16 protein-coding genes and 1 pseudogene are annotated in these 19919 nt (G+C 65.4%); 7 read left to right on the forward strand and 10 right to left on the reverse strand.

Going from position 1 to position 19919, the window contains the following annotated elements; all coding sequences use genetic code 11:
• Positions 1-3: 3 nt before the first annotated feature.
• From ACFOOL_RS02170 to ACFOOL_RS02185, 4 genes are all read right to left on the reverse strand, one after another.
• On the reverse strand, positions 4-1179 hold the full coding sequence (locus ACFOOL_RS02170) for an ABC transporter permease (RefSeq protein WP_380094464.1): 1176 nt from the start codon (positions 1177-1179) through the stop codon (positions 4-6).
• The gene (locus ACFOOL_RS02175; protein ID WP_380094466.1) at positions 1179-2165 is read right to left on the reverse strand and encodes an ABC transporter permease; all 987 of its coding nucleotides are present in this window, start codon (positions 2163-2165) and stop codon (positions 1179-1181) included. The genes ACFOOL_RS02170 and ACFOOL_RS02175 overlap by 1 nt, the downstream gene beginning before the upstream one ends.
• 22 nt (positions 2166-2187) lie before the next feature.
• Positions 2188-4296, reverse strand: coding sequence for a family 10 glycosylhydrolase (locus ACFOOL_RS02180; RefSeq protein ID WP_380094468.1), 2109 nt, complete (start codon positions 4294-4296; stop codon positions 2188-2190).
• A gap of 79 nt (positions 4297-4375) precedes the next feature.
• Positions 4376-6304, reverse strand: coding sequence for an ABC transporter substrate-binding protein (locus ACFOOL_RS02185; protein ID WP_380094469.1), 1929 nt, complete (start codon positions 6302-6304; stop codon positions 4376-4378).
• Positions 6305-6544: 240 nt separating this feature from the next.
• Between ACFOOL_RS02185 and ACFOOL_RS02190 the strand changes: the two are divergent.
• The 3 genes and pseudogenes from ACFOOL_RS02190 to ACFOOL_RS02200 all read left to right on the forward strand — a co-directional run.
• Positions 6545-6889, forward strand: a pseudogene (locus ACFOOL_RS02190) (HAD-IIA family hydrolase); the annotation flags it as partial.
• 278 nt (positions 6890-7167) lie between these two features.
• On the forward strand, positions 7168-7323 hold the full coding sequence (locus ACFOOL_RS02195) for an HAD hydrolase-like protein (protein WP_380095896.1): 156 nt from the start codon (positions 7168-7170) through the stop codon (positions 7321-7323).
• Between the two features lie 124 nt (positions 7324-7447).
• Positions 7448-7762 carry an NIPSNAP family protein gene (locus ACFOOL_RS02200; protein ID WP_380094471.1) on the forward strand — a complete coding sequence of 105 codons (315 nt, stop codon included), beginning with the start codon at positions 7448-7450 and terminating at the stop codon, positions 7760-7762.
• 24 nt (positions 7763-7786) lie between these two features.
• Here ACFOOL_RS02200 and ACFOOL_RS02205 read toward each other — a convergent pair whose 3' ends face one another.
• The 6 genes from ACFOOL_RS02205 to ACFOOL_RS02230 form a co-directional block, all read right to left on the reverse strand.
• On the reverse strand, positions 7787-9307 hold the full coding sequence (locus tag ACFOOL_RS02205) for an FAD-binding oxidoreductase (RefSeq protein WP_380094473.1): 1521 nt from the start codon (positions 9305-9307) through the stop codon (positions 7787-7789).
• Positions 9308-9319: 12 nt separating this feature from the next.
• On the reverse strand, positions 9320-10177 hold the full coding sequence (locus ACFOOL_RS02210; RefSeq protein WP_380094474.1) for an amidohydrolase family protein: 858 nt from the start codon (positions 10175-10177) through the stop codon (positions 9320-9322).
• Between the two features lie 20 nt (positions 10178-10197).
• Entirely contained in the window at positions 10198-11097 is a 900-nt protein-coding gene (locus ACFOOL_RS02215; RefSeq protein WP_380094476.1) for a polysaccharide deacetylase family protein, read from the reverse strand.
• A gap of 20 nt (positions 11098-11117) precedes the next feature.
• Positions 11118-11825 carry an isochorismatase family protein gene (locus ACFOOL_RS02220; RefSeq protein ID WP_380094478.1) on the reverse strand — a complete coding sequence of 236 codons (708 nt, stop codon included), beginning with the start codon at positions 11823-11825 and terminating at the stop codon, positions 11118-11120.
• A gap of 231 nt (positions 11826-12056) precedes the next feature.
• Positions 12057-13712 (reverse strand): alpha/beta hydrolase, encoded by a 1656-nt coding sequence (locus ACFOOL_RS02225; RefSeq protein WP_380094480.1) that lies wholly within the window; start codon positions 13710-13712, stop codon positions 12057-12059.
• Positions 13709-15244, reverse strand: coding sequence for a class I adenylate-forming enzyme family protein (locus ACFOOL_RS02230; protein WP_380094482.1), 1536 nt, complete (start codon positions 15242-15244; stop codon positions 13709-13711). The genes ACFOOL_RS02225 and ACFOOL_RS02230 overlap by 4 nt, the downstream gene beginning before the upstream one ends.
• Positions 15245-15519: 275 nt before the next feature.
• Here ACFOOL_RS02230 and ACFOOL_RS02235 point away from each other — a divergent pair, with 275 nt between their 5' ends.
• The 4 genes from ACFOOL_RS02235 to ACFOOL_RS02250 all read left to right on the forward strand — a co-directional run bounded on the left by ACFOOL_RS02235 (position 15520) and on the right by ACFOOL_RS02250 (position 19913).
• The gene (locus ACFOOL_RS02235) at positions 15520-16614 is read left to right on the forward strand and encodes an ABC transporter substrate-binding protein (RefSeq protein WP_380094484.1); all 1095 of its coding nucleotides are present in this window, start codon (positions 15520-15522) and stop codon (positions 16612-16614) included.
• A 95-nt stretch (positions 16615-16709) separates the two neighbouring features.
• The gene (locus ACFOOL_RS02240; protein WP_380094486.1) at positions 16710-17483 is read left to right on the forward strand and encodes an ABC transporter ATP-binding protein; all 774 of its coding nucleotides are present in this window, start codon (positions 16710-16712) and stop codon (positions 17481-17483) included.
• Positions 17483-18280 carry an ABC transporter permease gene (locus ACFOOL_RS02245; RefSeq protein WP_380094487.1) on the forward strand — a complete coding sequence of 266 codons (798 nt, stop codon included), beginning with the start codon at positions 17483-17485 and terminating at the stop codon, positions 18278-18280. The genes ACFOOL_RS02240 and ACFOOL_RS02245 overlap by 1 nt, the downstream gene beginning before the upstream one ends.
• 4 nt (positions 18281-18284) lie before the next feature.
• Positions 18285-19913, forward strand: coding sequence for an AMP-binding protein (locus ACFOOL_RS02250; protein WP_380094489.1), 1629 nt, complete (start codon positions 18285-18287; stop codon positions 19911-19913).
• Positions 19914-19919 lie beyond the last annotated feature (6 nt).

Raw genomic sequence — 19919 nt, forward strand, 5'->3', positions numbered from 1 at the left:
GGATCAGCTTTCATAAGGATCGGCGGCATCGCGCAGGCCATCGCCGAGGAAATTGTAGGCCAATACCGTCATCACCACCGCGCCGGCCGGCCAGACCAGCTGCCAGGGCGCATTGGCGATGGTGCGCACGTTCTGCGCCTCCTGCAGCAGCACGCCCCAGGACACGATGGGCGCCTTGAGGCCGATGCCGAGGAAGCTCAGCGCCGTTTCGGCCACGATCATGGTGGGCAGGGCCAGGGTGACCACGGCCAGCACGTGGCTGGTGAGCGAGGGCAGGATATGGCGGAAGATCACCCGCCGCTCCGAGGAGCCGTCCAGCTTGGCCGCCATGACGAAATCCTCCCCGCGCAGCGCGAAGAAGCGCCCGCGCACCTCGCGCGCCAGCCCCGTCCATCCGAAGAGCGAGACGATGAGGGTGATGACGAAATAGACGGTCAGCGGCGACCAGGTCAGCGGGATCGCCGCCGCCAGCCCCAGCCACAGGGGAATGGTGGGCATGGAGGAGATGACCTCGATCATGCGCTGGATCAGCATGTCGACCGCGCCGCCGTAAAAGCCCGAGACGGCGCCCAGCACCACGCCCAGCAGCAGGCTGATGCAGACGCCCACGAGGCCGATCGACATGGAAATCCGGGTGCCATAGACCAGCCGGCTCATGAGGTCGCGGCCGAGCCGGTCGGTGCCGAGCAGATACATGGTATCGCCGGCGGCCAGCGGCCCGAGCAGATGCCGGTCGGCATTGATCAGGCCCCACATCCTGTAGGGCGCGCCCTGCACGAACAGTCCCACCGGCACCACCTGTTCGGGATCGGCGACATAGGTGCGGCGCAGGGAGGCGGGATCGACCTCCATCGTATAGCCGGTGACGTGTAGCTGGAAGCGCGTCGACCCGTCCGGCTCGGTGACGAAAAAGCCCAATTGCTGGGGCGGCGCATTGGTGAATTGCGGCCGCGAGGCATCGGGCACGGAGGGCGCCAGAAACTCGGCGAAGAGGCCGACAAGACAGAAGAACAGGATGACGAACCCGGAGACCAGCGCCAGCTTGTTGCGCGAGAATTTGTACCACACCAGCCGCCACTGATTGGCCGCGCCGGTATCGCCGGAACCGGCGCCGGCCTTGAGCGGGGTAGTGGTCGGCCCGGTGTCGGGCTCGCCATCGATGAAAACATGAACAGTCATCAGGTGAACCGAATTCGAGGATCGAGCAGGGCCAGCAGCAGGTCCGAGACCAGCATGCCGATCAGGGTGAGGACGCCCATGAGCAGGATGAAACTGCCGGCCAGATACATGTCCTGGCTGATCAGCGCCCGCAGCAGCAGCGGGCCGGCGGTGGGCAGGTTGAGAACGATGGCGGTGATGGTGACGCCCGACACCAGGTCCGGCAGCACCCAGCCGATGGCCGACACGAACGGATTGAGTGCGATGCGCACCGGGTATTTCAGCACCACCTTGTATTCGGGCAGGCCCTTGGCCCTGGCGGTGATCACATAGGGCTTGTGCAACTCGTCGCTGAGATTGGCGCGCAGGACGCGGATCATCGCGGCGGTGCCCGAGGTGCCGATGACGATGATCGGAATCCACAAATGGTTGAGCAGGTCGACGAACTTGCCCCAGCTCCAGGGCGCCTCGACATATTGGGGCGAGAACAGTCCGCCCACGCTCTGCCCGAAATAGCGGTAGCTCAGATACATCAGGCTGAGCGCCAGGATGAAATTGGGGACGGCGAGGCCGATGAAGCCGATGAAGGTGAAGACGTAATCCCCCACCGAATGGCGCCGCACGGCCGAATAGATGCCGATGGGCAGCGCCACCGCCCAGACGAAAAGCAGCGAGGCGACGGAGATGGCCAGGGTCGAGCCCATGCGCTCCCAGATCAGATCGGCGACCGGCCGGTTCCATTCGAACGAATAGCCGAAATCGCCGCGCAGCAGGATGCCGGTGATCCACTTGAAATACTGCACCCAGATGGGGTCGTTGAACCCGTAGATCTCGCGCAGGCGCTCGATCTGGCGCGGGTCCACATTGGCCCCCGAATCCTGCATCGAGGCGATCATCGAGGTCACATAGTCACCCGGCGGCAGCTGGATGATCATGAACGCGATCAGCGAGAGCCCGAACAGCGTCGGGATCATGTAGAAGATCCGCTTGATCACATAGCCCAGCATGCCGCCGCCTCCTCCGCTACGCTCAGTTCCAATCGACCTGAATCGCCTCGAGCGTGGCCAACTCGCCCATGGTGGCACGGACGCGCCCGTTGGAAAGGGTGAAGGGCAGGTCTTCCCCGGTTGAAACCAGATGGACCCGGCCGACCGAGCGTCCCTCGGGCACGGCCAGCGACAGGGTCAGCGGGCCGATCGGATGGACCTCGCGGATCGGCCCCTTCATCATCATGGGATTGGTGAGATTATTGACCAGCACCATCACCTCGCCCGCACCCGCGCGCACCGAAAGATCGACGACCCCCCTGCCCTCCAGCTCCACATCGGGCCGCTTGCCCAGGGCCCAGCGCACGCTGTTGGCGATGAGACGGCCATGGTCGCCGGCAAGGACCTCCCAGAAGATCGCCCCGATATTCCACGGGATATAGACGGTGCGTCCGCCCCCTTGGTGCTCGCGCGCGACGATCGCGGCGCCTTGCGGCTCCTCGCGAGGATAGACTTCCTCCATGGGCAGGTCGGGGAAGTCGGGAACATAGAGCAGCGGCTGGGCGGCATCGGCCACCGCCTCGACCCCGATCAGATGCGTGCCGCCCATGACGCGGGCCGCGCCGTCGAACCCCCGGTTGATCGGGTGATCGCCATTGAGCGCCACATAGGTGTTCTTCACCGGGCCACGCGAGGGCCGCGTCACCTCATAGCCGAGCAAATCGGCCAGCAGGGGCGTCTGGCGCCTGTCGTTGTCGGGTGTGCGGGTGCCGGTCTCATAGGCGACGACCAGCGAGCCGCCTCTTTTGACATAGGCCTCGAGCGCCTCGGCCTGCTCCTCCGAAAGGCAGGTGGAATTGGCCAGGATCAGCACCTTGAACTGGTCCATGCGCTCGGGCGTCATGGCGGCGTCCGAGAGCATTTCGAAGGGCAGCCTTGCCTCGACCAGCGCGTGATAAAAGCCCAGATCATGCGCTTCGGCGGCGCGGCGCGAATGGTGATCGTGATGGCGCAGGGTCGTGGTGGGATCGAGTATGGCGATCTCGGCCACCGGAGCGGTCGCCGCCAGCGCCGGCTCGAGCAGCGCATGCAGGCCGAAGCTCTCGGCCACCGGCTCGACCCAGCGCCGGTCCGGCACGACGCCGTTGAACTTGGTGAACCAGGGCAGCAGGCCCTGGGTGACGCCGCTATCCATCCAGGCCCGGATCTCGGGACCCAGCGTTACCGCGTCCTTCCAGCGATAGGCCTCCTCCGGGCCGATCGAGGTGATGAGGATGGCCGGACGGTCCTGGAAGGTGGCGCGCATGCGCTTGCCGTTGCGGCCCGCCATCCACACCGGTTCGGTGCCGCGCCGGCCCTGGTCGTCCACGCACAGAAACGGGCAGTATTTCTCGATCATGGGCAGGTCGAACTCCATGAGCGAGACCGAGCCCATATTGGGGATGAAGCTGGTGTGGGGCTTGATCGCCTTCATCGCCTCGTCCCATTCCACCACCAGCCGGCTCAGCTTGGTGCGGCGCCAGGCGCCCCAGGCCAGCCAGGCGGGATCCTCGAGACTATTGGTCAGAGGCAGGTCGTGGCCGGACGCCGCCTTGAAGTCGCTGCGGCAGGCATCGCAATAGCATACGCCATGGCCCTGCCAGCGATTGGCGAAAATGGCGTCGATATCATAATTCGCGGTGATCTCGCGCAGCACCTCCGGCATGAACTTGAAGTTGTAGTCGGAATAGGCGCAGGTGACCCAGACGTCGGGATAGGCCCAGTGGCGGGCAGGATTGCCGTCGCGATCCACCATCACCCATTCGGGATGGGCACGGGCGGCATCCTCGTGGATCGCATGCGGATCGACCCGGGCCATGACATGCATGTCGAGGCTTCGCGCTCCCTCGACGAGCGCGCCGAACGGATCGGTATCGCCGAGGAACTTGCTGACATAGTGCAGGTTCACCTTGCTGGGGTAATAGGCGATGTAGCCGCCGGCGCTGATGCAGGTGGCATTGGAGCGGGTGCGCTTGAACACGTCGATCCAGAAGGCGGGGTCGAAGCGCACCGGATCGTCCTCCGCCAGGGTCAGTTGCGTCCAGCGGGTCGCCGATTTGTACCAGTCGGGCTGGCGTAGATTGGCGGTGGAATGGGGGACGGTGTCGAGCATGACGGCCTTCAGGGTACGAGTTGAGGGTGACGCCGGCCCATGGGCCAGCGTCTTCGGGAGGATGATGAAAGAAAGCCGGTCAGCTCTTGAAGAACTGCTCCGGACGGGCCGGGCCGGGCGTCGGCCAGCCGAACGAGTTCGGCATTTCCGGCATCAGGTTGACGACGTTGTTCTTGACGATCCCATAGCCGTCCGCCGGCAGGCTGACGCCGAAGGTGAAGAACAGGTCGGCGGCGTTCTCGAGGATCTGCGCCATGATTTCCTGCTGCCGCGCCTGATCGCCCGTGGCGTTGAGATCGCGATACAATTGCTGCTGGGCCTTGACGGCCTCGGGCGGCTCGACCGCGTCCGGATTGTCGGGCTGGGTGTAATAGAGAGCCCAGCCCTGAGCGTAGAAGCAGTTATTGTTGATGGGCACGTAAAAGCGCGCATCGAGCATGGCGGCGAGGCCGGAATTGGCGCCGAACTGGTGCGCCGTGGCGTCGTATTCGCGGCCGTGGCGCACCCTCGTCTCCCATAGCGAGCGGTCCATGGTGCGCATCTGCGCATCGATCCCCACCTGCTGGAACATGGGAATGGCCAGCTCGAACATGTCGAGGAAGGTGGTGCGGGTCTGATCGATCTCGAAGATGATGGTGACGCGCCGCCCGTCCTTGTCGAGGCGGTAGCCCTCGCCATCGCGTTCCGGGATGATGGCGTCGAGCATTTCGTTGGCCCGGGCCGGATCGAATTCGGTGAACTCCTTGGCCAGCCGCTCATTGTAGAGCGGGTCGCCTTCCCGGATCGAGGCCTGCGCCGGGGAGCCCTGGCCGATGAACACCGCATCGATCAGCGCCTGCCGGTCCACCGCCAGCGACAGCGCGTGGCGGAATTCCAGCGTGTTGAACAATTCCCGCTTGGTCTCGTCCACATGGTTGAGATTGAGCTGGAACGCCATGACGTTCGCCGCCGTCTCCTTGAGCGTATAGAAGTGGTAATCGCCGCTTTCCTGCCCGTCGAACAGCGTCGGGCGGTTGGCCGGCGTGGCGATGTACTGGTCCATGATGTCGATCTCGCCCTGCAGCGTCTTGAGCAGCAGCACTTCGGGATCGGCGACCATCTGATAGACGACACGGTCGAAATAGGGCAGCTGCGTGCCTTCGGTATCGACCTTGAAATAATAGGGATTGCGGGTGGCGATCGCCAGTTCCGTGCTTTCGCCGGGCGCCGAATCGAATACCCAGGCATTGAGCGTGGGACGGCGCGAATTCTGGAAGAAGGTATTGTCGTCCTGGAAGCCGACCTCGCGCTGGAACAGGGCGATCCAGCTCTCCATGCCCGCCTCCTGCGCCAGCTTGTCGGCGTCGGGATTGTAGCGGATATGGAATTGTTCGAGATAATGCTTGGGGCAGCGGGTGAGCTGGTCCTGCTGCGCCCAGGCGAGCTGCTGCAGGAAAAAGCCGTTGGGCGACGCAAAGACCACCTTGAAGGTCTGCGCGTCGATCACTTCCAGCCGGCCCGGCTCGCCATCGGCATACCAGAAGCCCTGGCGCCCGAGGCTGGTCTCGGCATCGGTGAAATAGGCATCGTACCAGAACTGGATGTCCTCGGTCGTATAAGGGTGGCCGTCCGACCATTTGTGCCCTTCGCGCAGCCTTATGGTATATTCGGTGGCGTCGTCATTGACCTCGTAGCTTTCCGCGACGTTCTCGATGATGCCGTTCCACTCCGGGTCGAACCGCACCAGCGGCTCGTAGCCCTGATAGCGCACCAGCATGGACAGCGAGCCGCCGCCCACCAGCGCGTGGTTCCAATCCCCGCCCTGCTGGCCGGGCCGCTCGAACGGCGTGATCACCAGCGGATTGACCGGCAGCCGCTCGGCTACCCCGGGCAGCGTCCCCGCGTCGACCTGCGCCTGCAAAAAGCCCGATTCCGGCGTCGATTGCGCCCAGGCCCAGCCTGGAAGCATGAACGATCCCGCCACGGCGGAACCGGCGAGCACGAATTTCCTACGATTGATGCGAACCATTTTCCCCTCCACTGAATAACGTCGTTATTGAATTTGTTATCCAGTTGGAAGCTATTCATATCAAAAACGTTAGGTAAAGCGTTATGTAGTATTTTTCTACCCCGAAGGATCGGTGCCCATCCCACGGCCTAACGGGTGGACATTCCGGCGGATATCGTCATCTTTCTCACCGCGCGCCATAAGCCCGGGCGACGGCTGGCTGCGCGACATGCTCGATCCCGATCTGAAAGGCAAAGGCGGATGACCGGCGCACCCCAGCGGCTCCGCTCCATAGAGGAGCTCGAATTCTCCGCCGTGCTCTCCGATCTCGACGGCATCGTCTATCGGGGCGAGGAGGCGGTTCCCGGCGCCGTCGAGCGCTTCGGCCAATGGCACGACCGGGGCCTGCCCTATTGCTTCGTCACCAACAACGCCGAAAAATCCGCCGGCGAATTCGTCGCCAAGCTGCGCCGCCTCGGGGTCGAGTGCGCGCCCGAGCAGGTGGTGACCTCGGGCGATCTCGCCCTGGATTTCATCGCCGCGAAATATCCCCGGGGCACCGGGCTTTATGTCATCGGCTCGCAATCGCTGAAGGACCGCGCCGCCGCATCGGGCCTCGCCCTCGTCGAGGAGGGCGCAAAGGCGGTGCTGGTGGCGCTCGACCGGCAGTTCAGCTACGCCATGATGAAAACGGCCCTGCGCAACGTGCTGGAGGGCGCGGAGCTGATCGGCACCAATCCCGACCTCATCCGCCCCCTTGCCGACGGCTTCGAGCCCGGCGCCGGCGCCATCGCCCATTCCATCGCCGTTTCCGCCGGCGTCTCTCCGCTGTTCCTGGGCAAGCCCGCCCCGCCATCATCCACGCGGCCCTGGACCGGCTGGGCATCGGCCCCGACGCCGCCATCATGCTGGGCGACCAGCTCGACACCGACATCCTCGCCGGCCAGCGCGCCGGCGTGCGATCCGTCTTCGTCGAAACCGGCGTTCCGCTCAACCCCAAGAGCACCGTCAGAACCGACTACCTGCTGCGCCGGCTTTGACCTCGCTCGCCGATGGTCCCCGCATCCGTCCACCGCCCCGGCCCTGCTGCCAAGGGTTACCTTGCCAAGACGTGGGCGGGAACGCTAAGGGGTGTCGGCGCAGCGACGCCGGGCTGGGGGAAACATGTTCATCGAAGAGCGCGACTATCGGATCAAGACGGGTAAGCTCGCGATTTTTCTCGAGGCCTATGAGACGCTCGGCCTGCCGATCCAGACCCAGTATCTGGGGCGCATGATCGGCCATTTCACCACCGATATCGGCGAGCTCAATCACGTCGTCTCGCTCTGGGCCTATGACTCGCTCGACGATCGCGCCCGCCGCCGCCAGGCGATGTTCGAAGACCGGCGCTGGCAGGACTATTTGCAGGCGACGACCGATCTCATCGACGTCCAGTCCAGCCGCATCCTGCGGCCCAGCGCGTTCTCGCCGCTGCGCTGAGGCGATACGGAAGGGGCGTAATGCTCAGAGCCCGAGCGAACCGGGATTGATCAGGCGCTGGGGGTCCAGGGCTCCCTTGATGCGCGTGACGAGCTGCGCCGCGGAAGGATCGATGCGTCCCAGATAGTCGTAATAGCGCGCAATCTGGGCGTGGACGGCGCCGGCTTCACGGAAGATGCCGCGGATGCCGTCCCGCAGCTCCCACACGGCCTGCCGCGCCGGCGCGTTCCTGTCCCGGCCGCCGAAGCGCTCCCGGTTGCGGTTCGACAGATAGCGCAGGTGGATAGGATCGAGCTCGTCGGGCCAGTAGAACATCGGCTCCATGCTGACATAGGGGCCGACGCCGGAAAAGAAATAGCCCGTGGTGATCGACAAGGCGGCGAGCCGTTCCGCATTGGCCGCCAGGTAATCCTCGATGGCGCCGATCGTCCCGACGGCCCGCTGCAGCGATACCATGCCGTGGATCGGCACCCAGCGCTCGCCCTCGCGCCCCACAAAGCCCCGTACCGAATAGGGTTTCGCATGCAGGGTCTTGGGCAGCACATTGTCGATTTCGACGCCGGCGCCGGCCAGCTCCCTGCGGGCGGCATCGAGCAGGGATGCGGCGGCTTGCGGCGTGGCGGCCTCGGCAGTGGCATGCAGGGTCCAGCCCGCCCCGGCCGTATTGGCCCCGGCGCGCCCCAGTTGCAGGAGATCGCCGACCCGGGCGAGGGGATTGCCGCCCTTGCCCAGAACCGCCCGAACGGTCTGGAAGGCGGTTTGCGCATCGACCTTGGTGGCATCGCGGTTTTTCTGGGCGTCCATGCCGAACAGGCGCAGGCCCAGATTGGCCCGTCCCAGCGTGGCCATCGCCGCCACCAGCTCCCGGGGGCCGGGAAAGGCGAAGGATGCAAAGGCTGCGGGCCGTTCCGGCACCAGACGCAGCGTCACCGCCGTCTTGATGCCGAAGCTGCCGCAATCCCCACAGAACAGGCCCACGAGATCCGGGCCGTAATGGCGGTAAAAACCCGGGGCGTCCTTAATGCCGCCGGCGCCGAAACGCGCGACGCTCGCATCGGCCAGAACCACCTCCAGCCCCAATACGCCCTCGAGATTGCCGGGCACGTTCTGCGAGACGGCGCCCCCGACCGTGGAATACTGGCCCGAGATCGGCCCATGCTGCAACGGGCGCAAGCCGCCGCCCGCAAGGGCCAGCGCCAGCCCTTCCCAGGACAGGCCGGCCCCGACGCGGACGGTCCTGTTTTCAGCGTCGATGTCGACGCCGTCGAGGCGGGTGAGATCGAGCACGATGGCGCGCTGCCCGCCCGCCACCACGCCCCCGGTATAGGACAGCCCCGCCCCTCGCGGCACCAGGGCCAGCTTGCGTTCTCCGGCATAGCGGACGATCGCCGCCACCTCGGCGGCGGAGCCGGGCCGCACCGCCGCCACGGGCGGCCGCGCCTCCTCCCACACCATGATGTCGCTGGCGTAATAGGCAAGCGCCTCCTCGCCGAGCGCCACATGCGCAGCGCCGATCAGCTCTGCCAGGCCCGCGCCTTCATCCATTTCAGCGAGCCGTCAGGAGAGCTTGAAGAGGTCGAGCGCATTGTCGCGCAGGATCTTGCGGCGCGGCTCGTCACGGAATTGCAGATCGTCGAATTCCTTCATCGCCCGTTCCGGATCGATCACCGGCCAGTCCGTGCCGAACAGGAATTTGTCCTGGCCATAGGTATTGGCGTAATGCACCAATTGCTGCGGCCAGTGCTTGGGCGCATAGGCGTCGCCGGCCAGATAGACATTGGGATGCTTCCAGGCCATGGCGATCATCTCGTCGGTCCAGGGGTAGCCGATATGGATGCCGATCAGCTTCAGTTCGGGGAAATCGATGGCCACCTGGTCGAGATGGATGGGACGGGCAATGGTGGGCAGGCGCCGGTCGCGCTGGTAGATGAGGCAATTGCCCACCTGCATCATGATCGGGATATCGAGCTCGCAGCACTTGGCATAATAGGGATAGATCTGGGCGGCATCGACGCGCATGGAGAACCAGTGCGGATAGAAATGCGCCCCGACAAAGCCGTATTCCTTCACCGCCACCTCGAGATCGCGCAGCCCCTGCATGCCGCGGGTCGGGTCGACCCCGGCCAGGCCCGAAAAGCGGTCCGGATAACGCTGGCAGAGCTCGTGGACCCGCTCATAGGGGACCTCCACCGAGCCCTTGATGCGCATGTCGCCGCTGCGCACCGCCGCCAGCAGGGAGCGCTCGATGCCGGCGCGGTCCATCTTGGCGATGTAGTCCTCGATCTCGATGCCGCGGATATAACGCGGGTCCTGGCGGGTCTTGCTGCGGAACCAGTCGTCGGTGGCGATCTGGCCGGCGTCGAATTCCGCCGGCGTGAAGACGTTCGCGATGATGTCGATGGCTTTATAGGTCATGACGCTCTCCAGTCGCTTCTTCAGGGGCCGACCACGGTGCCCGGGGGCAAGGCGGCTACATGGCGGGCGATCTCGCCCGGCGTGGTGATCCAGACGCTGTCGCGCCGGGCGGCGATATGGGCCAGCACCCGCCGCAATTGGCGGATCCGGTGCGGCTGGCCGGTAAGGAAGGTGTGGAGCGAGGCGGCGAAGACCTGCGGATAAAGGCTCGACTCCTCCAACTGCTCGTCGAAGCAATCGATCAGCATGGTGGTGAAATCGCCGTCGCTGGCCTTGCGGTTCACATAGGCCGGCAGGTCGTTGAGCTCCATGGACGGATAAGGCACGGCGAGGATGGGACCTTCTCCCGTGCGGAACCACGTCGGCTGGTCGTCGTAGAACCAGTCGAGCATGTATTCGAACCCGTTCTTCTTGAGCAGTTCCGGGGTCTGGGGGCTCTGCGAGATGAAGGGGCCCAGCCAGCCGCGCGGCGGCCGCCCCTCCTCCGCGGTGATGCGGCCCACCACCTCGGCCATCATGGCCGCTTCCTCCTCGGCGCTCATATCGACCTGCCGCTCCGAATTGGTGCGCCCATGGCCGATGATTTCGTCGCCACGCTCGCGGAACGGCACCAGCACATCCGGGCAGGCGTCATAGACCGAGGCGTTGACGATGATGCCGAGCGGAATGTCGAACTCGGCGAAAAGCCGCTGGATGCGCCAGATGCCGACGCGGTTGCCATAGTCGCGATAGGCGTAGCCGCGATGGAAGGGCGGCGAAGGCATGGAGGTGAAGTCGTTGCCCGGATTGCGGCCGAACTCGAAGGCTTCGATGTTGAGCGCGAAATAGACCGCGAGCCGCTTGCCGCCGGGGAAATCATAGACCGGGCGATCGGGTATGGCGGAAAAACCGTAGCGGTCGAATTTGGTGTCGAAAGTCATGGAAGGATCTCTATTGAAGTTCAGGCGGTCTGGGCCGCATCGGACCTGGCCGGGATGGCCCGCAGCAATTCGACCAGCTCCGAGGTCGGACGGACATCGGCATATTTCTGCGCCATGTCGAACAGGTTCATCGCATGGGTGGCCGCGCCGCGGTCATAGACCGCATCCTGGGGCACCTGCACCCGGTAATTATAGGAAAAGCCGTCGACGACGCTGGCGCGCACGCAGCCCGACGTGGTGCAGCCGGTGACGATCAGCGTATCGACGTCCAGGTCCACCAGATAGCTGGCGAGCGGCGTGCCGAAAAAGGCGCTCGGATGCCGCTTGGGCAAGAGGATTTCGCCCGGACGCGGGGCCAGCGCCTCGAAGAATTCGTAGCCCTTGGCCGAAATATCGGTGATGCCGGGCAATTTGGCCGCGAAGCGGCCGCCGTCCACCGCCGCCTTGGGCGCGACATAGGGATAGATGACCGGCCAGTCCTTCTGCCGGAACAGCTCGAGCAGCACCCCGATGCGTTCGGCCGCATCCCAGGCGACCTGACCGCAGGAGGTGGGAAATTCCTTGAGCGCATCGAGAATGGGCTGCGGCCGGGTGCCGGTGGTGCGCCATTGGACGTCGATGATGAGGAGGGCCGGCTTGCGTCCCAAGCCGGTGCTATGGCCCCAGCCGGCTGCTTCATAAACCGCCAGATCGTCGGGCGGAACGATGGCGCTCCAGGGCTGGACCATTTGAAACTCCTTTCAACTCTGTCTCCGGCGATCGCGCCGGCAGGAACACTGTGCGTAAGGGCAGGAAGAGAAACAAGAAATCTTGGGTGAGCCGCCCTATCACGCTGGCTGATAGGCGCAGCTCAATGCCTGGAGCGGCGTGCGTTCCATCGACTGCGGCTTGCCGCTCTGGCTCTTTGTTGGCGCATGGGATGTTCTGAAAACCGCGCGTACACTTTTCAGTCCGATACTCTAAAGACCGCGCAGGAAGGCGCGGATCGCCGCATGCTTGCCCGCCCCGAACGCGCCCTGGACCGCATCGGGCCGGCAGGCCCGGGCCACCTCCAGGCAGGGAGCGAAGCTGTCATTGGCATCAGCCCCGATCATCAGCGGCTGGGGCAGCGACCGGAGACGTTCCGCCAGAGGGTAGCGCAAAACACTCTCCCAGCTCGGCGCGACGGATTCGATATTGAGCGCGAGCAGGCTCGCCTCCCGATGCAGGCTTTCCACATCGATATCCGGACGGCTCGGATGGATGCCGGCGCGGTCGTGGGAGAACCATGGCCACCAGAGGCGCTGGTCGCGAACGAAATGCCAAAGGCTCACGAGATGCGAGCCGTCCCAGCGCGGGGTCAGTTGCGGGCAATATCGCGCCGCCAGCGCATCCCGCTGCGGCGCGGGAACGGTCGTGGGGGCATCGAGCACGATGCTGGCGAAGCGGCCGGGCGAGGCCTGCGCCAGCTCGGCGGCCAGCGCGGCGCCGCCATGGCATCCGTAAAGAGCGGCCCGGTCGATACCCAGCCGATCGAGGGCGGTCGAAATGGCATCGGCCCAGGCCGGAACGGAGGCTGCGCCGGCGATATCATCGGAATAGCCGTTGCCCGGCGGGTCGAGCGCGATGATCGGCCGGCTGCTTTCCAGCGCATGCATCAGTGGCACGACCTGATCGGAGCCGCCCGGCAAGGGCGGCAGCATGACCAGAGGCAGGCCGCTCTTCCCATCATTGCGACGCAGCAGGATCTGGCTTCCCCCGATATCGACATAGTCCATGGCGCCGGGCGGGCCCGACGGCGCTGCCGGAGCGGAACGCAGGCCGGCGGCATGTTTCTCGAGAATCGCCAATTCGTGGCGGGCCGCTTCCTTCGCCGCGCGCGGCAGAACTTCCACCTCGATGCCGGCCGTACGCAGATAATCGGCCTTGCGGAATTGGCTGTCGCCCGGCCTGACCCCGAAGCATACCGGCGTTGTCAGATGCCGCAGCGGCTCGTCCCAGCGATAGCGCAATGCGGCCGCATAGACCGAGGCATAGCCGCTGCCCGCCTCGAGAAACTCGACGACGCCACGCTGCAGGTCGGCCAGGGCCGGCAGGTCGGTATCGGCCCGCTCGCCGGCCGGGTTGTTCCATGGCCAGAAGACGAACTGCTCCCGATAGCGATGCCAGAGCCAAAGCAGATGCCCGCCGTCCCAGCGGGGAACGATGGGCGGCAAATAAGCCTCGAGATAGGTCGCGGACGGCAATTGGGGAGTGATCGTATAGCCGTCGGTCAGAACGAAGGCGGCGCGCTGGGGATGACGCCGGGCAAATTCGACGGCGATCGATCCCCCGGTATGGCGACCATAGAGCAGGACCCGCCCCAGATCGAGGGCGTCGAGCGTTTCGGCCAGCGCCTCGGCCAGATCCGCAATCTCCACATCGGCTTCCGGCAGCGGCTCGGAAAGCCCGAAGCCCGGCGTGTCCAGCGCGATAACGGTGAACCGATGCGCCCAGGCCTCGATCAGCGGGATCTGAACCCGGGAGGAACTGGGAGACGCATGCAGCAGGACCAGCGGCGGCCCGCTGCCGGCGCGGCGATAGTGAACGCGCCGCCCCCGCCTCGTATAGGCGAAATGCCGGGTGATCGCGGTCATGGCGTGCCCGGCGTCCAGCTTCCGTCGCGCAGGGTGCGCCGCAGCACCTTGCCCATGCTGTTGCGCGGCAGGTCGGGCACGAAATGGATCGCCTTGGGCAGCTTGAAGCGGGCCAGCGTCAGGCCCAGATGGCGCTGCAATTCCTCGCTGGAAACAGTCCGCCCCGCCCGCAGCACCACGAAGGCGGTCACCGCCTCGCCCCAATAATCGTGCGGCACGCCGGTCACGCCGCATTCGGCCACGGCCGGATGGGCCAGCAGCACTTCCTCGATCTCGCGCGGATAGATGTTTTCCCCGCCCGAGATGATCATCTCGCTCTTGCGGTCGATGAGATAGAGATAGCCCTCCTCGTCGAGCATGGCGATGTCGCCCGCCGTGATCCAGTCGCCGCGGGCGGACTTTTCCGCGAGGCCGGGCCGGTTCCAATAGCCCGAATACATCATCGGCGAGGTGCTGTAGAGCTCGCCCGGCGTACCCGCCGGCACCTCGTTGCCCTCGGGGTCGAGGATACGCACATGGGTCATCGGGAAGGGCTGGCCCACGCACTTGATCTTGCGAAGCTGATCCTCGGGCCGCAGGGTGCTGACGATGGATGCTTCGGTCGAGCCATAGCGCTCGAACAGCTTTCCCGGCCCGAAATAGTCGATGATCTGTTCCTTGGTCGCCTGCGCCAGCGGCGCGGTGCCCGAAATGATCGCCTTGAGCGCGCTGGTATCGTACCGGTCCCGGGGGATGTCGGCGGCGAACAGGGCGCTGAAATGGCTCGGCACCATATAGACGCTGCTGGCCCTGGTGCGGTCGAAGGCCCGCATCAGTTCCTCGATATCGAAACGCGGGATGATCTCGCAGGCACCGCCGAAAAACAGCGGAGCCGCCGCCATCATGAACCCGGCGCCGTGGAACATGGGCGTCGTGGCCAGGGCCAGGTCGTGCGGCGAGTAGCAGGAATGGCCCGAAGCCATGGCATGGAAGCTGTTCACCCGCGCCCGATGCGACAGCATCACGCCCTTGGGGGTGCCGGTAGCCCCCGACGTATAGGTGATCATGAAGATGTCTTCGGCGTTAGTGGCGACCGGACAGGGACGCGCCGCCGCCTCCGCCAGCAACGCCTCGTAATCCTCCCCCATCACGATCAGCCGCTCCACGCCATCGAGGCCGCTTTCCCGGGCGCGCTCCTCCAGTTCCGGCGAGACGAAAAGCAGGCGCGGCGTGCAATCATTGAGGATGAAGGCGATCTCCGCCGCGCTGGACGCCGGGCCGATGGTCACCGCGCTGACGCCGGCGCTCGACAGGCCGAGCACCAGTTCCACATATTCAAGGCGGTTGGCCATCAGCACCGCGGCCCGCTCGCCATGGGCGAGGCCGAAATGCACCGCCAGATTGGAGACGCGGTCGATCCGCCCGATCAGGCTCGCATAGCTGAGCTGGCGGTCACGCTCGACCAGGGCGATCTTGCCCGGCGTGCGGGAGGCCGCGGCGCGGATGCCGTCGGGAATGGTAACGGAAAGATTGGCGCCGGGTCGAACAAACATCGTGGCTCTCGAAATAAGGCTTGGGGACATGGAGGTATGCCTGGGCGCTGGAGCGTAAGACCGATATGTTGGCGGTCAATCAATTCCGGATGATGCGCCTTATCAGCGCGGATGATGGACCGCGGCGGGGGCTGGACCGGGCAGAACCGGCAATGGGTCATAACGGAACCTGATAGTGTCTTTCATTGCATATTTCTTGCCACCCGGAAGGCCATTCCGTCTTCTAGGCGGAACTGGGCCGGCATGAACGGCCCGCTTCGCAGAGGAGGAAACCCATGAACATATTCAAACATTCACGCCTGACGCCTGCCTTGCAGGGCTGCGCGGTGGCCGCCGTGATGGCCGCCGGGCTGTCGATGCCGGCACAGGCACAGGATCTGCGCCACGTCACCTTCGGCCTGCCCAATGTCGCCATGACCCCGGCCTTCTGCATGTTCGCGGTGGCTTCGGAACTGGGCTTCTTCGCCGAAGAGGGCCTCGACGTGCGGGTGCAGACCATGTCCGGCGCCGGCCAGGTGGCGCAGCTTCTGGCCGCCGGCAGCATCGAGATCGGCGGCATCACGCCCGAACCGATCCTGACCTCCATCGACCAGGGCTACGACTTCCGCATCGTCTACAACCTGGTGCGCGAGCCGACCGGCGCCATCGGCGTGCCGGAGGACAGCCCCATCAACGGGCTCGAGGACCTTGCCGGCAAGCGCCTGGGCGTGCAGTCCCTGGGCTCCAGCAACATCATCCTCACCAATGCCCTGCTGCCCCGCGTCGGCGTCGATCCCGAGGACGTCCAATATCTCGCCGTCGGGGTGGGCGCCCAGGCCTATCAGGCACTGATCGCCGGCCACGTCGACGGGCTTGCGACCTCCGACACCAATTTCGCGCCGCTGGAAAATATGGGGCTCAAGCTCAAATATTTCCTCGGACCGGGCCAGGAGGCGCTCTTTTCCACCCAGATCGTGGTGCAGGGCAAGACGGCGGACGAGGATCCCGACTTCATCGCCCGCTTCGGCCGGGCGGTCGCCAAGGGCACGGAAGTCGCCGTGGAAAATCCCGAAGCCTGCATCCGCATGATGTGGAAGCAATATCCCGACACCCACGAAATCGGCAAACCCGAAGCCGAGCAGATGGAAGGCAGCATTCGCGTGCTGCAGAAGCGCCTCGACCTCATGGTCGACGCCGATTCCGAGGCCCAGGGCTGGGGTTGGAGCAATCCGGAAAACATCGCGATCTGGAATGAGTTCGCGACCCAGACCGAGATCATTCCCAAGCCCATCGCCGACACCGAAGCGCACTATACCAATGACTTCGTTGCCGCCTTCAACGATTTCGACCGTGACGAGATCCTGGCCCTGGCCGCTGCCTGGCAGCCCTGAGCCATCATGCGGGGCCGGCCCGGCGCCGGCCCCGCCGCTCGGCTCGCATGAGATATGCGGGCCCCCGGTGCCGTTCGGCACAGAAAGGTGAATTGATGACAGACCAGGCGTTCATCAAACTCGATGAGGTCGCGAAAACCTACCCCACCGCCGGTGGTGCCGTGCCGGCGCTGTCGGCGACCAGCGCGATCATCCGCGAGGGCGAATTCGTGTCCATTGTCGGGCCCAGCGGCTGCGGCAAGACCACCCTGCTCAAGATGATCGGCGGGCTGATAGACGTCACCCAGGGCGAGATCGTCCTGCGCGGGCGACAGGTGAACGGGCCGCGCGACGATGTCGGCTTCGTCTTCCAGGGCGCGGTGCTGCTCCCCTGGAAAACCGTGCTGCAGAACGTCCTGCTGCCCATCGAGGTCCACCGGCCGGTCACCGCCAAGGACCGCGCCCGGGCGCTCGAACTGCTCGACGTTTTGGGCCTGGCCAATTTCGAGAAGCGCTATCCGCACGAGCTGTCCGGCGGCATGCAGCAGCGCGTCTCCATCTGCCGAGCCCTGATCGGCGACCCCAGCTGCCTGTTGCTGGACGAGCCGTTCGGCGCGCTCGATGCACTGACCCGCGAGAACATCAACGTGATGTTCAACGAATTGTGGCGCAGCACCCGCAAGACGGTGCTCCTCGTCACCCACTCCATCCAGGAGGCGGTGTTCCTGTCCACGCGGGTCCTGGTGATGAGCAGGCGCCCCGGCGAAATCGTCGACGACATCGCCGTCGACCTGCCGGTGGTCAGGCTGCCCGAGGTCATCGGCTCGCCCGAATTCGGCGCGCTGGCCAATCGTATCCGTCCCTATTTCACCAAGCTGGCGATAGACTGATGCAGACATCCTTCAAGATGCTGGAACGGCATGGGCGCTATCTGGCTCCCGCGGCCATGTTCCTCCTGATCGTAGTGGCCTGGGAATATGCTCCCACGCTCTTTTCCATCCCCGAATTCGTGTTGCCGCGCCTGTCGCGCGTCGTCGCGGTGCTGGTCGACACGAGGTCGATCCCGGTCTTTTTCGACAATGCGCTGGTGACGCTGACCGAAGCCCTTGCCGGCCTGCTGATCGGCGGCGGCCTGGGACTGATCTTCGGCATCGCGCTATCGCAGTCGCGCCTGCTGATGGCGACCTTCTATCCCTATATCGTGGCGCTGCAATGCATGCCCAAAGTGGCGCTGGCGCCGCTCCTGGTGATCTGGTTCGGCTTCGGCCTCACCTCCAAGATCATGGTGGTGGCGCTGCTGTGCTTCTTCCCCATGCTGGTCAACACCATTACCGGCCTGCGTTCGGTCAGCCGGGAAAATCTCGAACTGTTCCAGGCCATTCGCGCGCCGGTCCGCGCCACATTGGTGCATCTCTACATTCCCGCGGCGATGCCCAACATCCTCACCGGGGTGGAACTGGCGATCGTGGTCTCGCTGCTCGGCGCCATCGTGGGCGAGTTTGTGGGGGCCGAAAAGGGCCTGGGCGTCATGCTGGTCCAGGCGCAGTTCCAGATGAACATTCCCGCCGTCTTCGCCATCCTGCTGATCCTGGTGGCACTCGGCCTGCTGTTCAATCTGTCGGTAAAGCTGATCCGCCAGCGGCTGCTGTTCTGGATCCCGCAAGAAGCCGGCCAGGGACGCCGTTGAAATCATGGTTCATCCCGATGCCCTGGCCGCTTTCGGCGGCGTTCCGGACACGATTCCAGCCGCGCTGGCGCGGGCCGCGGCTTTCGCCGGAAGCGACAACTACCTGATTTGCGCCGATGTCCGCGTCGACTTCCGCACCATGCGGCGACACGCCGGGAACTGGGCCCGGGCGCTGACCCGCCTCGGCGTCTCCAAGGGCGACCGCGTGGGGCTATGCCTCGGAAACGGCGTGGATTGGGCGGCCGCCTTTTTCGGTATCGGCCTTGTCGGCGCCATAGCCGTGCCGATCAATACCCGGCTCAAAAGAGACGAGATCGGCTATGTGCTCGAACAGGCCGAAATATCGGTGCTGGTGGTGGCCGACAGGCTGCTGCGGATCGATTTCATCGCCCTGCTGCGCGAACTGGCGCCGGCCATCGACACCAGCCTGCCCGATCCGTCCCTGCCCGCCCTGCGCCACGTCGTGGTGGTGGGCAGCGACGTGCCGCGCGCCGCCCACGACGCCACGGCCCTCCTTGTGGAAACGGCCCGCGACACGATGCCGGAGGCCGCTGTCCGGCCGGGCGACCCGCTGCTGATCCAGTACACATCCGGCACCACGGCCTTCCCCAAAGGGGCGGTGCTCACCCAGCGCGCCATGCTCTGGAACGCCCATGCCGCCGGCCTGCTGTTCGGCCTCAGACCCGGCGCGTCCTATCTCAGCGCCCGGCCCTTCTTCCATATTTCGGGCAGCACGCTGTCGCTGCTGGCGGCGCTTCAGCACAGCGCCAGGCTGGTGACCATGGTGCGCTTCGATCCCGGCGAGGCCCTGCTGCTGGCCGAGCGCGAGCGCTGCACCTTGTTTTCCGGCAATGACACCTTGTGGCTGATGCTGCTCAACCACGAATCCGTGGGACAGCGCAATCTGCTGCTGCGCGGTGGCTGGGGCGCCGTTTCGCCTTCGGTCTATGAGCGCATCGTCGCCCAATTGGGAGCCGACGAGATCGCCATGGCCTATGGCATGTCGGAAGCCTCCAACATCGCCATGGCGGCCTGGTGGGACAGCGCCGAAGACAAGAAGGCCGGCCTGATGCGCCCGCATGCGGGCCTCGAAGTCGCCATTGCCGGGGACGGGCCCGGACAGTTCGCGCCGCCCGGCACCCGGGGCGAGATCCTGGTGCGCGGCTGGAACGCCATGACCGGCTATTACGGCATGGACGAGGAAACCGCCGCCGCCATCGACGGGGACGGCTGGCTGCATACCGGTGATCTGGGGCAGATGACGGCCGATGGGCGGCTGAGCTTCGTGGGACGGCTGAAGGATATCGTCAAGGTCGGGGGCGAGAATGTCGCCGCCGCCGATGTCGAGAACGTGCTGCACGCCCATCCGGGGGTCAAGCTCGCCCAGGTGGTCGGCGTGCCCGACCCGCGCCTCACCGAAGTGGTGGCGGCCTTCGTCGTGCCCATGCCCGGCGCCAGCCTCGCGGAGGACGATATCGTCGCCTGGTGCGCCGAGCGCATGGCCGGGTTCAAGGTGCCCCGCCACGTCGCCATCGTGGACGGCTTCGAGGCCATCGGCATGACCGCCAGCTCCAAGGTCATCAAGGCCCGGCTGGCCGAGCACGCACGAATCCGGTTCGGAACGGGCGACTGAGCTTCC

Source organism: Devosia honganensis (genome assembly GCF_042648785.1).
Classification (GTDB): Bacteria; Pseudomonadota; Alphaproteobacteria; order Rhizobiales; family Devosiaceae; genus Devosia; species Devosia honganensis.

Bases quoted from the DNA above. Each gene is read 5' to 3' on its own strand.
- ACFOOL_RS02205 (WP_380094473.1), bottom strand. From the start codon at position 9,307: ATGGATGAAGGCGCGGGCCTGGCAGAGCTGATCGGCGCTGCGCATGTG.
- ACFOOL_RS02185 (WP_380094469.1), bottom strand. From the start codon at position 6,304: ATGGTTCGCATCAATCGTAGGAAATTCGTGCTCGCCGGTTCCGCCGTG.
- ACFOOL_RS02230 (WP_380094482.1), bottom strand. From the start codon at position 15,244: ATGTTTGTTCGACCCGGCGCCAATCTTTCCGTTACCATTCCCGACGGC.
- ACFOOL_RS02250 (WP_380094489.1), top strand. From the start codon at position 18,285: ATGGTTCATCCCGATGCCCTGGCCGCTTTCGGCGGCGTTCCGGACACG.
- ACFOOL_RS02245 (WP_380094487.1), top strand. From the start codon at position 17,483: ATGCAGACATCCTTCAAGATGCTGGAACGGCATGGGCGCTATCTGGCT.
- ACFOOL_RS02235 (WP_380094484.1), top strand. From the start codon at position 15,520: ATGAACATATTCAAACATTCACGCCTGACGCCTGCCTTGCAGGGCTGC.
- ACFOOL_RS02180 (WP_380094468.1), bottom strand. From the start codon at position 4,296: ATGCTCGACACCGTCCCCCATTCCACCGCCAATCTACGCCAGCCCGAC.
- ACFOOL_RS02225 (WP_380094480.1), bottom strand. From the start codon at position 13,712: ATGACCGCGATCACCCGGCATTTCGCCTATACGAGGCGGGGGCGGCGC.
- ACFOOL_RS02240 (WP_380094486.1), top strand. From the start codon at position 16,710: ATGACAGACCAGGCGTTCATCAAACTCGATGAGGTCGCGAAAACCTAC.
- ACFOOL_RS02175 (WP_380094466.1), bottom strand. From the start codon at position 2,165: ATGCTGGGCTATGTGATCAAGCGGATCTTCTACATGATCCCGACGCTG.
- ACFOOL_RS02220 (WP_380094478.1), bottom strand. From the start codon at position 11,825: ATGGTCCAGCCCTGGAGCGCCATCGTTCCGCCCGACGATCTGGCGGTT.
- ACFOOL_RS02210 (WP_380094474.1), bottom strand. From the start codon at position 10,177: ATGACCTATAAAGCCATCGACATCATCGCGAACGTCTTCACGCCGGCG.
- ACFOOL_RS02200 (WP_380094471.1), top strand. From the start codon at position 7,448: ATGTTCATCGAAGAGCGCGACTATCGGATCAAGACGGGTAAGCTCGCG.
- ACFOOL_RS02215 (WP_380094476.1), bottom strand. From the start codon at position 11,097: ATGACTTTCGACACCAAATTCGACCGCTACGGTTTTTCCGCCATACCC.
- ACFOOL_RS02170 (WP_380094464.1), bottom strand. From the start codon at position 1,179: ATGACTGTTCATGTTTTCATCGATGGCGAGCCCGACACCGGGCCGACC.